Source organism: Kocuria sp. CH-021, assembly GCF_049716185.1.
GTDB lineage: Bacteria > Actinomycetota > Actinomycetes > Actinomycetales > Micrococcaceae > Kocuria > Kocuria cellulosilytica.
Genome location: NZ_JBNAFK010000013.1, coordinates 1 through 15745 on the forward strand (window position 1 = coordinate 1; position 15745 = coordinate 15745).

Consider the following 15745-nt stretch of genomic DNA (forward strand, 5'->3'; position numbering starts at 1 on the left):
GCTGCTCTTGCTCGCCGTCACGCTCATCAACTTCCGCCGACTGCGTCAGGTAGAAGAGTTATGAGACCAGGTCTTAGTGCACATCAACGCGAGCCGGGTTCCTTGCCCGTAACGGCGGCCTCTCGCCGTTCGGCACCGGAATCACCCTCTGGCCCCGTCGGTACCGCCTGGCTCTTCATCTTGCATTCCGATCTTCCCATCCCCTCGAGTTCGGCTCATGCTTCAGGGAACATCGTTCGCGCGCGTCCGTGGGGAGATCGGCATGCCGGAGCAGAAGATGGAAAGGCACTACCCGAAAGTGGCGGCACTCCGACCGCGCACCGAAGGGGATGTACCCGAAGAAGGGCAACGACAGCTCTACCTCGCGCGCACCGTCATGGCAGAGGCCGCGGAGACAGAGGCCGCCAGACGGGTTCCCAGGAATCCGCGGCTGGTGTCGAGCACCCACGGGGAGATCGGCAGGATGTTGTTGGCCATCCCCTCCTATGCCGTCACGGACGTCGACGGCCGCCCGAACCCGCTGGCAGCTGCTTACCGGGACCTGGTGTCCAAGCTCGGCCCGGAGGTCGACCTCGAGGTGATCACCCACGAATCCGTCGATGCCGAAGTGCGCGCCTGGTTCGACGCCGACCGGCCAGGGGACGTCCACGTCATCGCCGTCGCGGACCATCTGCACTTCTCGGTGTGGGCCGAGGACGGCTATGCCATCGTGCAGGACGAGGGTGCGGGAACCCCGGCCTTCGTCGAGCCGTTCTCTTTCCCCCGCTATGCGGATGCACTCCTCGCGGACATCGTGAGCAATCACACCGACATGAGTCATACCCAAGCCCCTCTCTACTTCCAGGGGGGAAACCTGCTCATCGGCGACGACTTCTTCCTGATCGGCGCAGACTATCCCGCCAACTCGCTGAGCTACGTGTATCAAGCGATCATCCCGGCTCCGGGAGAAAGTCCCCCGGCCACCGTTCGACGCCTGTACTCGGAGTACTTGGACAAGTCCCGGGTGATGCACTACGTGGGGAGCACTGTTCCCGTACCGGGTCAGGCGGTCCGGCCGATCACGGTCGATGGGACGGAATGGCAGGAGATCGTCCACTTCGGCAACAAGGCCGGAACGGTCCAGCCTCTCTTCCACATCGACATGTTCATCACCCTGGCGGGCAGGGGAGCCGACGGCCGATACCGGTTGCTCGTGGGAGACCCCCGGATGGCGGCGCAGATTCTGGACGTGCCGCTCTGGCCCGGGGCCATGCAGGAAGTGTTCGACAACATCGCACTCCACTTGGGCGCCCTGGGCTTCGACGTCCACAGGAATCCTCTTCCGCTCACCCATGTGGACGACCCGGCTGACCGATTGCGCACCTGGTATTTCGCGACCGGCAACAACGCCCTGACGCAGATCGGGAGCGACGGGACGAAGCGTGTGTGGCTGCCCACCTATGGGCACGGCGCATGGAGTGATCTGGCCAGGACGGACGAGGCGAACCGGGAGGTCTGGCAGTCCCTCGGCTTCGAGGTCACGATGCTCGGGGATTTCCACCCGTTCGCCGAGAACCTCGGGGCGGTCCACTGCATCAAGAAGTACCTGGACAGAACCGCCGGGCAGGGGAGCTTTCCCGCCTAGGCCGGCCGTTCCGCGACGACGGCGGGAGAGCAGCTCTGCGCCGGTGCGCCCGCCGCGGTGGACCATCCGGTCAGGCGGTCGTGGCCGCGATCTCCCGCGCCACCCGCTTCGCGATCGTCCCGACGTACCCGGTCAGGCCCGGGCGGAACACATAGCCGATGAACCGCAGGCCCGGGGCCACCTCGCGGCCGGTGCCGTCCCGCGGCAGGCCGCGCTCGTCCAGCACCCCGAGGCCGCCGACGAGGTCCTCCAGGCCGGTCCGGTAGCCCGTGGCCGCGATGACAGTGTCGGCGGGCTCGCGCCGGCCGCCGGCCAGGAGCACACTGTCGCCGTCGAGCCCGGCCACCGCGGGAACGCACTCGATCGCTCCGCTGCGGATCTCGTCGAGGACCTCCGCGTCGACGATCGCCGGCGTGACACCGCGGCTCCTGATCGAGGCCATGGCGCCTTCGGTGGGGCGGGGCAGCCCGTAGGCGCTGAGGTCCCCGACCGTCCTGCGCTGCAGGGCGAAGAGCAGCCGGTCCACGAGCGCGTCCGGCAGGCGCAGCAGCAGCGGGACCGGCAGGTCGCCGGGCAGGCCGTGGAGCTCCCGCAGGAGGATGTTGGGCGGGGTGCGCACGGCCAGCAGCACCCGCCGGGCACCGCCGGCCGCGAGCTGGTGGGCGATCTCCATTCCGCTGGTGCCGGCGCCGGCGACCACCACCGTGCGCCCTGCGAAGGGTGCGGGATTGCGGTAGGCCGAGGCGTGCAGGACCTCGCCGTCGAAGGCGTCCTCGGTGGCCCAGGCCGGCAGCTTCGGCCGGTTGAGGGCGCCGGTGGCGACCACCACGTGCTCGGCGTGCCGCTCGCCGGCCGAGGTGCTGACGCACCAGCCGCCGCTGTCGGGGCGGACCCGGGAGACCTCGACGCCGGTCTCCACGGCCAGGCCGCGGTCGGCGGCGTAGCGCTGCAGATAGGCGATGTACTGGTCGCGGGTGGGGAACTGGCCGTACTCGCGCGGAAAGGGCGCCCCGGGCAGGGCGGAGTGGCGCCGGGAGGTGTTGAACCGCAGGGCGTCGTAGCGGCCCGTCCAGGCGGCGCCGGGCTGCGGGCCGCGCTCGAGCACGGTGGCCGGCACGCCCCGGGCGCGCAGCTCGGCGGCGGTGGCCAGGCCCGCCGGGCCGGCGCCGAGGACCAGGACGCGGGGACCGGTGTGCATGGGGCTCCTTCGGGTCGTCCGCTCCCGGTGCGGGGCGGGTGGCGCCGGGGCGGACGCTCCCCGGCCCGGCGGCTCAGCGGATGTTCTGGTTGACGTGGAAGAGGTTGTCCGGATCGTAGCGGTGCTTCACCGCCAGCAGCCGGTCGTAGTTCTCCCGGTAGCCGGCGCGCACCCGGTCCTGGCCCTCCTCCATGATCATGTTCACGTAGGCGCCGCCGAGCGAGTACGGGTGGATGGCGTCCCAGTACCCCGCGCTCCACTCGCGCAGCTCCGCGGCCCGGGCGGGGTCGTGGTCGACGCCGGCGATGACCATGGCCCACGTGGCGTCGCGGTAGCTGAACGCGGTGTCCGTGCGGCCGGGGCGGTGGGCGGCGCCGTCGATCGGGTACAGGTGCATGGTCGACTGCACCGTGGGCAGCGTGGCCCCGTGCCGGGCGTGCAGCTCCACCGCCTCGTCGGGGATCTCCCCGATGAAGTCGGCCCGCCAGTACCACTGGTCGCCCGGCGGCAGCAGGGCGTCGAAGGCGGTCTGCAGCATCGGATAGGGCATCGGCTGCACGCCGTCCAGGGCCGGCTGCAGCGCCCGGGCCGGGGCGAGCGCGGCCTCGGCGTCCTCCGCCGGGCCCGTCCAGCACCACACCACCCCGCACATCCGCTGCAGGTGCAGCTCCTCGGGGAACGGCGGGGCGGGCGGCACGATGTGGAAGGCGAAGAACCCGTTGAGGTCCTCCGGGGCGGAGGGCAGGAAGTCGCGGTACCAGCGCAGCAGCTCCGCGGCGCGCTCGACCGGCCACAGCATGGGCCCGCCCACGATCGTGTCGACGGGGTGGAGCCGGAAGGTGAACGCGGTGACCACCCCGAAGTTGCCCCCGCCGCCGCGCAGCGCCCAGAACAGGTCGGGGTGGTGTTCGGCGTCGGCCGTCACGAGGGTCCCGTCGGCGAGCACCACGTCGGCGGCCAGCAGGTTGTCGATCGTCAACCCGTGTCTGCGGGTCAGGTAGCCCATCCCGCCGCCGAGGGTCAGCCCGCCGACCCCGGTGGTGGAGATGATCCCGGATGGGCAGGCGAGCCCGAGGGCGTGCGTGGCGTGGTCGACGTCGCCCCACCGCGCCCCTCCTTCGACGACGACGCGGGCGCCGGCGGGATCCACCCGCACCCCGTCCATGGGGGCGAGGTCCAGCACGATCCCGCCCTCGCAGGTGCCCAGACCGGGGCCGTTGTGCCCGCCGCCGCGCACGGCCAGGTCCAGGCCGGTCTCCCGGGCGGCGGTGACCCCGGCGATGACGTCGGCGACGTCCTGGCACTGCAGGACCAGCGCCGGCCGCCGGTCGATCATGGCGTTGTACACGGCGCGGGCCTCGTCGTAGCCGGGGTCCTCCGGCAGGTACATCCGTCCGCGGGTCCGGCTCCGCAGTCGCTCCAGCGCCTCGGGCGTCAGCGCGCCGGCAGTGGTGGGTGGGGCAGCCATGACGGCACCTCCTTCGTGGTCGTGGGCCTGGTGCCCACGATGCTCCCCGGCCCTGTCACGGACCTTTCATCGCGCGGTCAGCGGCGGACAATGGGAAACATGGCACAGGACCCGGTGGAGATCGGCGTCCTGGGGGCGCTCGAGGTCCGGCGCGCCGGGACGTCCGCCGCGCTGCCCGGTGCGCGGCCGCGGGCGGCCCTGGCCGCGCTCACCGTGCACGCCCCGCACCCGGTCTCCGTGGACGCGCTCGTCGCGGCGGTGTGGGGTGATGACGTGGTGCCCGCCCGGCCGCGCGGCGCCGTGCACACCGTGGTGTCCCGGCTGCGCGCGGTCCTGGGCGGGGAGGCCGTGCGGGCGGGACCGGCGGGCTACTGCCTGGCGCTGCCGGACGGGGCGGTCGACGCCGGCCGCTTCGAGGCGCTCCGCCGGCGGGCCGCCGGACTGCCGCCGGACCGGGCGGCCGGGACGCTCGACGAGGCGCTGGCGCTGTGGCGCGGCCCCGCCTACGCCGAGTTCGCCGACCGCGGCTTCGCGGTGGCCGAGGCCGCGCGGCTGGAGGAGCTGCGGCTGCGGACCGTGGAGGACCGGGCCGTGCTGGCCCTGCAGACGGGGGCCGTCGACGACGCCGTGTCCGCGCTCGAGGAGCTCGTCGCCGGGCAGCCGCTGCGGGAGCGGGCCCACGGGCTGCTCATGACCGCCCTCTACCGTGCCGGCCGGGCGGCGGAGGCGCTCGACCGGTTCTCCGCGCTGCGCCGCACCCTCACCGGCGAGCTGGGTCTGGACCCCGCACCACCCCTGCGGGAGCTGCAGCTGCGGATCCTCGGCCACGACCTGCCGGAGGGGCCGCCGTCGTCGCCCGCGCGCCCGGCGCCACCGGCCCGGCCGGTGCCGTCCGCCCCGCCCGTGCCGCCCGCCTGGCGGCCGGCCGGGGACGCCTTCGTCGGGCGGGAGGACGACGTCGAGCAGCTGCTGCTGGCCGTGGCCGCGCACCGCCTGGTGTGCGTCACCGGTCCCGGCGGGATCGGAAAGTCCCGGCTCGTCGCCGAGGCCCTGCCCGAACTGTCCCGGCGGCTCGCCCGCCCGGCCGTGGTGGTCGAGCTCGACGACGCCGCCCCCGCGCAGGCGGACGCCCGTGTCGCGGCGGCCCTGGGCCTGGGCGCGGCCGGGGAGCTGCGGACGGCGGTGCTCGAGTACCTCGCGGCCTCCTCGCTCGTCCTCGTCCTCGACGGCTGCGAGCGGGTCCTGGGTGAGGTCCGCGAACTGGCCGAAGCGGTGGGCCGGGCGGCGCCGCGGGTCCACGTCCTGGCGACGAGCCGGCACCGGCTGGAGCTGCCCGCCGAGCAGGTCCTCCCGCTGGCGCCGCTGCCGCTGCCGGACCCGGCGGACGCCCCGGACCGGGCCGCGCTCACCGCCTCCGTGCGGCTGTTCCTCGACCGGCTGCGCCGCGTCCGGCCGGCTGCCCCGTTTCCCGCGCCGGTCCTGCACGACATCGGCGAGCTGTGCCGCCGCCTCGACGGCCTCCCGCTGGCCCTGGAACTGGCCGCCGTGCAGGCGGCCGCGCTCGGCGTCCGACCCGTCCTCGAGGGCATCGGGTCGGGTCTGCAGCTCGACGACGGAGCGCACGGGCCGCTGCGGGCCGTCGTCGCCCGGTCGTACGCCCTGCTCGCCCCGCCCGACCGGGCGCTGCTCGGCCGGCTGTCCGCGTTCACCGGCACCTTCGACCTCGACGCCGCCGAGCAGGTTGTCCCGGAGCCGGGCGAGGCCCGGGCGGGGCTCGCCCGGCTCGTCCAGGCCTCGCTCGTGCTGCCCGTGGAGGACGGCGCGGCCACGCGGTACCGGCTGCTCGGGATCATCCGGGCCTTCGCCGCCGAGCGCGCCGACGACGGCACGGCCGCGGCCTTCTGGGCCTGGGCGGCCGGGCACGCCGAGCGGTGCGCCCGCGAGGCGGCCGGTCCCGCGTGCGGCACGGCGCTGCGCGGGCTCGAGCTCGCCCGCGGGGACCTGGCCTCCGCCGTCGCCGGCGCCCTCGCGGCCGGGCACCTCGAGCCGGCCGCCCGGGTGGTCGGCGCCCTCGGGCTGTGCGTGCACTGGGTCCCGGGCCCGGTGCTGTCCGAGCTGGCCCTGCGGGTCGGGGAGCACCCCGGCCTCGACGGGACCGCGGCCGCCGCCCTCGCCCTCGGGGCCGCCGCGCTCGCCGCCGACGAGCGCGGTGAGCCGGCCCGCGCGCGCCGGCTCGGGTCCCGCGCCCTCCGGGCGGCCGCGACGCCGGCCGAGCGGTACCTGGCGCTGGCGGCCCGGGGCATCGCGGCCATGTACGCCGGGGACCGGGGCGAGGCCGCGCGCTGCTGGCGGGACGTCCTGGCGATTTCCGGCCTGCCGGACGCGTACGCGGTCGACGCCCACGCGGTGCTGGCGCTGGCGCACGCGGCGGACGGGGCGAAGCAGATGGCCGAGGAGCACGCGGCCGCGGCCCGCCGGGCGGCCGAGCGCAGCGGCGCGGCGTCCCGGGTCGCGTTCGCCCTCTACGCGAGCGGGGAGGTGCTGCTGCCCGCCGACCCGGAGGCGGCCGCCGACGTCCTGCGGGAGGCCGCGCGGCTGGCCGACGGCGTGCGCGCCGAGCAGGTCTCGGCGGTCGCCCGGGTGGCGCTGCTCTCCGCGCTCACCCGGACCGGGCGGGCGGCGGAGGCCCTGGAGCTGGCGCGCACGCTGCTCGAGCTCCAGCGGCGCGCCGGCCACTGGCCCCAGCTGTGGACCACGCTGCGGATCCTCGCCGAGCTGCTCGCCGCCGCCGGGCGCCCGGACGCGGCCGAGCTGGTTCTCGCCGCCGCCGAGACGGCCGAGTCGGCCCCCGGGCTGGCCGGCCCCGACGTCGAGCGCTACCGGGCGCTGCGGGCCACCGTCCGGGAGGGGCTCGGCGCGGAGCGCGCGCACCGGATCGCCACGCTCGCGCGGCTGCTCCCGCGCACCGAGGTCCTCGACCGCGCCCGGGACACCGCCGAGGAGCTCAGTGCCCGCCCTTCCGCGGGTTCCGGGCCGTCCGTCCCGTAGGCGGGGCACTCCGGGGAGCACGCTGCCCGACGGCACCCCGCTCCCTCACGCGCCGTCGTCGGCGGACGTGAGGTCCGTCCTGCCCGGGGCCGTCCAGGCGGCGGCCGCCCGCCGTTCGGCGTCCCGGCCCAGGGGCCGGGTGCCCCGGCCCCGGAGGTGCCGTTCCAGCGCGAGCAGGAGCGTGAGCAGGAGCACCGCCACGATGACCTGCCACTCGCCCTCCACCGCCCCGAGGCTGCCCGCGGCGTTCCAGGCGGCGTGCTGGATCCCGATGGCCAGCACGCTGCCGCCCGTGTCGAGTAGGTGCAGGCCCAGCAGGTACCGGTAGACGGGCGCGAGCAGGACGAGCAGCGCGAGGTTCCGGGCGGTCTCAGCGCTCCAGCCCTCGGCCAGGTACAGCGGCAGGTGGACCGCCGCGAAGGGCAACGCGGTGAGCGCCGCGGCGACCGCGAGCCCGTGCCGCGCGGTGAGGCGGGACTGGAGGAACCCGCCCCAGGCGGTCTCCTCCCACAGGTTCAGCACCAGCGCCCCGAAGACGAGGGTGTTGAACAGGTACCACCCCGCCTCCGCCGCCCAGCCGTCCGGCGGGGTGCGCAGGGACCCGGTCGCCGCCGCCAGGGCCAGCGTGAGCACCGGCATGCCCAGAAGGATTACGGCCCAGCGCCCCGCGCCGAAGCGCCAGGCGAAGGCCCGTCCCAGCAGTCGCCGGATGCCGCCCGGCCCGTCGGCCAGGCGGGTCACCAGCAGGGCCGAGCCCAGCAGCGCGACGTAGGTCAGGACCAGCAGGAACGGCTCCATCGGGAGGCCGGCGAGCACGGGAATCGTCAGCGCCGCCCAGCCCAGGCCCAGCGCCAGGACGAGGAACACCGTCACGGGGCGGCGCCGGGCCGGGGAACCGCCCCGGGACGGATCGGATCGAGGGGCCATGGAGTGCTCTCCTCCGGCCTGCTCCCAGAGCCCGGCCTGTGCTGGTGCGCCCACGGGTGTGTCTCTCACAGTGCGCGCCCGAGGGCACGGAGACAAGGGCCGGCACGGAGCAGCGGCTGTGTGTCACCGGCGGCCGGGCTACAGCGCGCCGTTCTCCCAGGGGCCGGTGACGGCGTAGGTGATGCCGGGGCTCTGCACGTTGAAGAACAGGATCCGGCCGTCCGGGCTGAACGTGGCGCCGGCCAGCTCACTGGTGTTCGGGGAGTTCAGCTCCGCGACGTCGAAGATCCGGCCCTCGGTGGTGACCCCGCGCAGCAGGTCCTTGCCGCCGCCGTCCTCGCACAGCACCAGGCCGCCGGTGTTGGGGGACACGCAGAGGTTGTCCGGGGCCTGCAGCACCTCCGGGTCGGTCGACTCGTAGACCAGCACCAGCTGGCCGCCGGAGTTCCCGCGGGGCCGGTACTCCCACACCTGGCCGAGACCGGCGTCGCCGCCGCTGGTGGAGTTGATGTAGATCGACCCGTCCCCGTACCAGGCGCCCTCGAGCCGGGCGAAGACCGCGCCGCCCTGCTGGTGGCCCTGCTTGAACACGGCCAGGGTGTCGGTGCTGTCCGGGTCCGGATCGGCGATGTCGACCCACTCGACCGGCAGGGGCTTGCCGACGCGCTGGCTGTAGCGGGTGTCGTACTGCGGCTGGTCCTTCACGGCCAGCATCTGCAGCGTCCCGCCGGCGGAGAGCTTGTCCCGGTCGTTCGGGAGGAACCGGTAGAACCCCGAGGTGCCGCGGTCCTCCGTCTCGTAGACGATGCCGGTCCTCGGGTCGATCGCGACGGCCTCGTGGGTGAACCGGCCCATCGCCTTGAGCGGCACCGGGTCCACCGGCGCGGTGGCGTCCGCGGGGACCTCGAACACGTAGCCGTGCGGGTGCGCCACGTCCAGGCCGGTGAACGTCTCCTCGCAGGTCAGCCACGTGCCCGCCGGGGTGGGGCCGCCGGCGCAGTTGCGGATGGTGCCGGTCAGGGACGGCCAGGTGCTGACCAGCGCCATGGCGGCGGGGTCGAAGACCAGGTTGGTGGTGCCGCCGGCGGCGTTCGGGTCGTAGCTGCGCGCGCCGAAGGCCGGTCCCTCGGCCTGCTCGTGGTTGCGCACCAGGTGGATCATGCCGTTCCCGCCGTCGAACGCGGCCATGCCGTCGTGCTTGCCCGGCGTCGGCGTGCCGTCGCTCATGGGGGTGCCGGTGTGGCCGAAGGCCACGTAGGAGAAGCCGGCCGGCAGCAGCAGCTCACCGCCCGGAGCGGTCCGCAGCGGTCCGTAGCCGCCGTTGTCCGGCGCCTGCATGGTGTCGTCGCCGTGCGCACGCCCCTGGGCGGCGTGGGCGGTGTTGCCCATCAGCGCGGACAGGGCGGCGGCGGCGCCCATCGCCCCGCCGGCCTTCAGGAGTCCTCGGCGTCCTACCGGTGCCGTCGTCGGGGTCTGTGCTGTCGTCATCTCGGTGCTGTCCTCACGGGGGTCGGGGGTGCTTCCGTCGACCGAGCCCACCAGGGCAATCCGAACAGCGGACCAGCACGCCGTGAATGCCGTGCGTCGAGGACGTGGCGGATTCCTTCGCGATCGAGAACGGGGACAGCCGGGCCCGTCGGTTTCGCGGACCGCGCGCCACGCCCGGGGCGGCCGACGACGACGGGAGCGCTCGCCGGCGTCGCGTCCCTCATAGGCTGGGATGCACCCGAGACGGACAGGAGGCCGAGGTGGCCGAGACGACGGTGGCCGAGGTGCTGGCCGAGCTGGCCGCCCTCGAGGACCCGAGGGTGCGCGCGGTGAACGAGCGGCACGGCGACGACCACGGGGTGAACCTCACGAAGCTGCGGGCGGTCGCCAAACGGCTGGGAACGCAGCAGGACCTCGCGCGCCGGCTCTGGGAGACCGGGGACACCGCGGCGCGGCTGCTGGCGCTGCTGATCTGCCGCCCGAAGGCGTTCGAGCGGGACGAGCTGGACGCCATGCTGCGCGATGCGCGGATCCCCAAGGTGCACGACTGGTTCGTGAACTACGTGGTGCGGAAGAGCCCGCACGCCGAGGAGCTGCGCCTGGCCTGGTTCGCCGATCCGGATCCCGTGGTGGCGAGCGCCGGCTGGGCGCTGACCACCGAGCGCGTGGGCAAGCGGCCCGAGGGCCTCGACCTCGCCGGCCTGCTCGACGTCATCGAGGCGGAGATGCAGGACGCCCCGGAGCGTCTGCAGTGGGCGATGAACTCCTGCCTGGCGCAGATCGGGATCGAGCACCCCGAGCACCGGGCCCGGGCCCTCGAGATCGGGGAGCGCCTGGAGGTGCTCAAGGACTACCCGACGCCGCCGAACTGCACGTCCCCGTTCGCGCCCGTCTGGATCACCGAGATCGTGCGCCGCCGCAGCGAACCCTAGATCGCGGCCGGGGCCTCGGGTCAGGCCCGACCGCGAGGAGGGCGGAGCGCGGACGGAACCTCGGGTCAGGCCTGCTCCGGTTCGCTCTCCCCGGCCCAGACGCCCCGGACGTGCCGGAGGTGCTGGGCCATGATCGACGCCGCCCGCTCCGCGTCGCCCTCCTCCACGGCGTCGAGGAGCAGCTCGTGCTCCCGGGTGGACTCCACGAAGTCGGGCGAGCCGGCCATCTTGTCGAGGCCGAAGAGGCGGCTCTGGTCGCGCAGGGAGCCGACGAGCTCGAGCAGCTTCGGGTTGCCCAGGGCGGCGAGGAGGGACAGGTGGAACTCGCGGTCGGTGTCCAGGAAGCCCACCCACTCGCCCGCCTCGGCGAAGACCATCGTCCTGCGGCTCAGCCGGCGCAGCGGCGCGAAGTCGGTGACCAGGCCGCGCTCGGTGATCTCCCGCACCGCGGAGACCTCCAGCATGGCCCGGATCTGGACGATCTCGTCGAGCTCCTGGCCGGAGGGCGTGCGCACCAGGAAGCCGCGGTTGCGCCTCATCTCGATCAGGCCCTCCCGGGCGAGATCGTGCAGGGCCTCGCGCACCGGGGTGATCGAGACGTTGAGCTTCTCGGCGATCTCCCCGATGGAGTAGAGGGAGCCCGGTTCGATCCGTCCCGAGATGATCTGCGCCCGGATGATGCACGCGGCCTGCTCCCGGTAGCTCTGCCGGGCGACCGACTCCCCCGGAGTGTCGTTCCAGGTCAGCGGCATGCTCATGGTGTTCCCCTCCCTCCCGCGGTGCTTAAGGTTTCACACCCAGGATAGCGGGGCCGGCCGCCCCGGCCCGTCAGAAGCGGTCGGCGGCCAGCGCTGCCCGGTGCCGTGCGGGGGACCGGCCCGTGACCATCTCCGCGATCAGCCGGCCCGTGGGCGGGGCGAGGCTGATGCCCAGCATGGCGTGGCCGGTGGCCACCAGCACGTGCGGCTGCCGCGGCAGGGGCCCGATGATCGGCAGCCCGTCGGGGGTCATGGGGCGCAGCCCCGTCCACGGCTGGGGCTTCGTGGAGAGGTCGGGCCACCGGGTGAAGTAGGCGGGCAGGCCGGCGAGGATCCCTCCGGCGCGCACCGCGCTGATGGTCTCGTCGAGGCCCCCGAAGCCCATGGTGCCGGCGACGCGGACCTTGGTGGCCAGCGGGGTGACCGCCACCTTGGCCTCCGCCAGGTACAGCGGGTGCGCCGGGCCGCCGGCCTCCAGGGGCAGGTCGAAGCCGTAGCCCTTGCCCGCCTGCAGCAGCACGCGCTCGTGGATCCCCCGAAGGATCTGATCGGTCCAGACCCCGGCGGCGACCACGACGCGGTCGGCGCGCAGCACCTCGTCGCCGACGACCACCGAGACGGAGGCGTCCGCCTCCTGCCGCAGGGAGGCGGAGCGGCCCAGGCGGAACTCGGCGCCCTCCCGCGCGCAGGCGGCGGCGAGGCCGGCGGTGAAGGAGGCGGGGTCCAGGGAGCGGTCCCCGAGGGTCTGCAGCCCGCCGGCGACCCCGTCCGCGACTTCGGGGAGCTCCCGGTCGAGGCCAGAGCGGTCCAGGGCCCGCCAGGAGAAGCCGGGGATGAGGGCGGCCATGGTCTCCAGCTCGCCGATGTGGGCCTCGAGCTTCGCGGCGTCCCGGAACAGCATGGTCAGGGGGCCGGTGTGGCTCTCGAACTCCACCCCGTCGGCGGCCATCTCGTCGAACAGCTGCAGGGTCTCCGCGCCGAGCTCGGCCAGGACCTTCAGCCCGGCCTCGAACCGGGCGGTGGTGCAGTGGCGGAGCATGGTGAGCATGAACCGGGCGAACTGCGGGTCGAGGACGGGGGAGACGTAGAGCGGGCTGTCCCGGCGCAGCATCCAGCGCAGCGCCTGGGGCAGCACGCCCGGGGCCGGGACCGGGGTCGACATGCTGGGCACCACCCATCCGGCGTTGTGCGCCGAGGCCTTGGACCCGGGCGGTGCCGGGTCGACGACGGTGACCTCGACGCCGCTCTTGCGCAGGTAGTACGCCGAGGACAGGCCGATGGCTCCTGCCCCGATGACGATCGTTCTCATGGGGTTCCTTCCGGGGGCGTGGGGGTGCCGTCCGGGCGCCGGGGCGGACCGTTCCGGCGCCCGGACGGGCGGGGAGTCCTCAGTCCTCGATGCTGTCGAGGTCCTCGTAGACGACGCGGGCGGTGACCAGGTCCTGCCAGCCCATGCCCACGCTCTTGAAGAAGGCCGGACCGGTCCGGGGCCGGGGGCCGCTGCGGACCAGGTCGGCGAGCTCGTGCAGGTCCTCCGCAGCGATGGCCCCGTGCTCGATGCCGATGATCACGTCGCCGGCCTCGCGCAGCGCCGTCGCGATGTCCTCCACGTAGACGGTGCTGCGGGCCACCAGCTCGTCGTCGACCTCGCGGGCGTCGGGCTCGTGCGAGCCCATGGCGACGACGACGGCGTCGTCCCGCACCAGCGAGCCGTCGAAGAGCGGCTCCCGGGCGCTGGTGCAGCAGGTGATGATGTCCGCCCCGGCCACGTCGGCGGCCGTGCCGCGGCGGGCGTCGTGGCCCTCGGCCCGCAGCCCGTCGACGAACGCGTCGGTGCTCGTCTCCGTCCGGCCGACCACCGTCACCGTGGTCAGGGACCGCACGGCCGCGACCGCGCGCACGTGGTGCAGGGCCTGCGGCCCGGTGCCGAAGACGAGCAGGGCGGCGCTCCCGGCGGGGGCCAGGTGGTCGACGGCCAGGGCGGAGACGGCCGGGGTGCGGATGGCCGTGAGCGCGGTGCCCTCGATCAGCGCCAGGGGCCGGAGGGTGTCGGCGTCGAAGAGCAGGAAGTTGCCCTGGATCTTCGGCAGCCCCCGCCGGGAGTTCCCGGGGGCGACCGTGAGCACCTTCACGCCGGCGTATCCGCCGTGCTCTCCGGGCATGAGCAGGAAGCTGCCCTTCTCCAGCGGGACGCTGCTGCGGGGCAGGGCGGCCGCGGGGTCCAGCCCGTCCCGCAGAGCCTGTTCCAGGGCGGCGACGGCCCGGGTCATCGGCAGGTGCTCGGGCACCTGGCCGGCGGTGACGACGGCGATGTCATGGATGTCGGTCGGGGTCATCGGGGGCTCTCCAGGAGGTCGCAGGAAGTGGTGCGGAAGGCGGCGCGGCGGATCACGTCTCCACCACGCTCGGGCCGGTGTCCGCCCGGGCCCCCGTGGTGGGGTGGCCCATGATGGTGCTGCGGTCCGCGTGGGCCACGAGGGGCAGCTGGCCGGTGCGCAGATCCTCGCGGTGGCCGAAGACCTCCCTCCGGATCACCCTGGCGAGCAGGAAGACGCCCAGCAGGTTCGGGACGGTCATCAGGAAGAACATGGCGTCGGAGAAGCGGATCACGGTGTCCAGGGACACGGCCGCGCCGACCACGATCATGACGACCCACACGAGGTCGTAGAGGCGCTCGGCGATCCAGCTGTCGCCGAAGAGATAGCCGGTGGCCTTCTTGCCGTAGTAGGAGTAGCTGAGGATCGTGGAGAAGGCGAAGAGCACCACGCAGACGGTCAGCAGGTACGGGAAGACGGAGTTCACCGTGGCGAAGGCCGCGGTGGTGATGCCCACCCCGTCGGACGAGGTGTTGAGGTACTGGCCGGTGACGATGACGGCCAGGGCGGTCATGGTGCAGATGACCACGGAGTCGATGAACGGCTCCCAGGCGGCCACGAAGCCCTCCTGGGCCGGCCGGCGGTTCTTCGTCACGGAGTGCGCCAGCCCGGCGGTGCCCACCCCGGCGGCGTTGGAGAACACGGCGCGCTGGATCCCGATGATGGCCACCCCGACCAGGCCGCCGGTGACTCCCTCCCCGGTGAAGGCGCTGGAGAACATGAGGCCGATCGCCGCGGGCAGCTGGGTGATGTTCACGGCGAGGATCACGAGCACGCAGCCGAGGTAGAGCATGGCCATCAGCGGGGTGAGCTTGCTGGTCCAGCGGGCGATCGAGGTGATGCCGCCGAGGATCACGGTGCCGGCGACGACGGCCACGCCGAGGCCGATCAGCCAGGCCGAGCCGGCGAAGAAGCTGTCCTCGCCCCCGGTGGCCAGGGTCACCTGGGCGGCGAGCTGGTTGGCCTGGAAGACGTTGCCCGCGCCCAGGGCGCCGATCATCATGAAGACCGCGAAGGCGTAGGAGAGCACCTTGCCCAGCCGCGGCAGCCCGCGCTCGGCCAGGCCGTCGCGCAGGTAGTACATGGGTCCGCCGGAGATCGTGCCGTTGGCGTGCACCCGGCGGTACTTCTGGCCCAGGACGGCCTCGGCCATCTTCACCGACATGCCGAGCAGCCCGGCGATGATGATCCACAGGGAGGCGCCGGGCCCGCCGATGGAGATGGCCACGGCCACGCCGGCGATGTTGCCCAGCCCCACCGTGCCGGAGAGCTCGGTGGCCAGGGCCTGGAAGCTGGTGACCTGGCCGGGGTCGTCGTAGCGGTTGTAGTGGCCGCGGATGATCTTCAGGCTGTGCGGCAGATCCCGCCACGGCTTGAAGCCGACGAGGACCGTGAGGAACACGGCGCCGCCGAAGAGCCACACGACCAGCAGCGGCAGCTGAGCCTCGCCGATCGGGACGGCGAAGAACACGATCGACTCGAGGACGTCGACCAGGGGGCCGAAGAAGCCCTCGAGCGCCTCGTCCACGCTCACGCGGGGAACGACCGGCACGGCCGTCGGCACGGACATCGGAACGGCAGCGGAGGGGCTCATGCCGGCATCACCGCGGACGAGCGGGCGGGAGGGGCTGTGGGGTTCATGGCGGTTCTCCAGACGGTCGGACGGTCTGCGGTGGTGGGTGGGAGGCGGTGGATCGTCGGGCCGCGGCCCGGGGGCTTGGACACCACACGGGCCTGTGATGTGGATCTCCCGGGCATCAGCGTAGCGTACAGAGGTGTAATACCTCACTCTTGTTCCCTGGATTCTTCCTGCTCGAAATCGGCTCTTCGTGCGGGGGCATAGCGGCTCGGGCATGGCTCGGTCCGCTCAGGGCCTCAGGCATCAGTATCTGTTTGGGAAGCGATTCTGATGATTTCTGCCCACTAA

The 15745-nt window shown here is 73.7% G+C and carries 11 protein-coding genes; 3 read left to right on the forward strand and 8 right to left on the reverse strand.

Annotated elements, in window-relative coordinates; genetic code table 11:
- The first annotated feature begins 262 nt into the window (after positions 1-262).
- Positions 263-1624, forward strand: coding sequence for a hypothetical protein (locus tag ACPYN7_RS11355; protein WP_424347719.1), 1362 nt, complete (start codon positions 263-265; stop codon positions 1622-1624).
- 70 nt (positions 1625-1694) lie between these two features.
- Here ACPYN7_RS11355 and ACPYN7_RS11360 read toward each other — a convergent pair whose 3' ends face one another.
- Entirely contained in the window at positions 1695-2822 is a 1128-nt protein-coding gene (locus ACPYN7_RS11360; protein WP_424347720.1) for a flavin-containing monooxygenase, read from the reverse strand.
- A 73-nt stretch (positions 2823-2895) separates the two neighbouring features.
- On the reverse strand, positions 2896-4290 hold the full coding sequence (locus ACPYN7_RS11365) for an FAD-binding oxidoreductase (RefSeq protein WP_424347721.1): 1395 nt from the start codon (positions 4288-4290) through the stop codon (positions 2896-2898).
- A gap of 99 nt (positions 4291-4389) precedes the next feature.
- Between ACPYN7_RS11365 and ACPYN7_RS11370 the strand changes: the two genes are divergently transcribed.
- Positions 4390-7338: a BTAD domain-containing putative transcriptional regulator gene (locus ACPYN7_RS11370; protein WP_424347722.1), complete on the forward strand. Its 2949-nt coding sequence runs from the start codon at positions 4390-4392 to the stop codon at positions 7336-7338.
- A 45-nt stretch (positions 7339-7383) separates the two neighbouring features.
- On the opposite strand, the gene ACPYN7_RS11375 is transcribed toward ACPYN7_RS11370, so the two are convergent.
- Together ACPYN7_RS11375 and ACPYN7_RS11380 are read right to left on the reverse strand one after the other, a co-directional pair.
- A complete protein-coding gene (locus ACPYN7_RS11375) occupies positions 7384-8265 on the reverse strand; it encodes a type II CAAX prenyl endopeptidase Rce1 family protein (RefSeq protein ID WP_424347723.1) in 882 nt (293 codons plus the stop codon).
- Positions 8266-8403: 138 nt separating this feature from the next.
- Positions 8404-9753: an alkaline phosphatase PhoX gene (locus tag ACPYN7_RS11380; protein WP_424347724.1), complete on the reverse strand. Its 1350-nt coding sequence runs from the start codon at positions 9751-9753 to the stop codon at positions 8404-8406.
- Between the two features lie 260 nt (positions 9754-10013).
- Here ACPYN7_RS11380 and ACPYN7_RS11385 point away from each other — a divergent pair, with 260 nt between their 5' ends.
- Positions 10014-10685, forward strand: a complete 672-nt coding sequence (locus ACPYN7_RS11385; RefSeq protein ID WP_424347725.1) for a DNA alkylation repair protein — start codon at positions 10014-10016, stop codon at positions 10683-10685.
- A gap of 65 nt (positions 10686-10750) precedes the next feature.
- Here ACPYN7_RS11385 and ACPYN7_RS11390 read toward each other — a convergent pair whose 3' ends face one another.
- From ACPYN7_RS11390 to ACPYN7_RS11405, 4 genes are all read right to left on the reverse strand, one after another.
- Positions 10751-11443, reverse strand: a complete 693-nt coding sequence (locus tag ACPYN7_RS11390; RefSeq protein ID WP_424347726.1) for a GntR family transcriptional regulator — start codon at positions 11441-11443, stop codon at positions 10751-10753.
- 70 nt (positions 11444-11513) lie between these two features.
- The gene (locus ACPYN7_RS11395; protein WP_424347727.1) at positions 11514-12752 is read right to left on the reverse strand and encodes an FAD-dependent oxidoreductase; all 1239 of its coding nucleotides are present in this window, start codon (positions 12750-12752) and stop codon (positions 11514-11516) included.
- A gap of 79 nt (positions 12753-12831) precedes the next feature.
- Positions 12832-13779, reverse strand: a complete 948-nt coding sequence (locus tag ACPYN7_RS11400; protein ID WP_424347728.1) for an ornithine cyclodeaminase family protein — start codon at positions 13777-13779, stop codon at positions 12832-12834.
- Positions 13780-13831: 52 nt separating this feature from the next.
- The gene (locus tag ACPYN7_RS11405) at positions 13832-15412 is read right to left on the reverse strand and encodes an alanine/glycine:cation symporter family protein (RefSeq protein WP_424347729.1); all 1581 of its coding nucleotides are present in this window, start codon (positions 15410-15412) and stop codon (positions 13832-13834) included.
- Between the last annotated feature and the right edge of the window lie 333 nt (positions 15413-15745).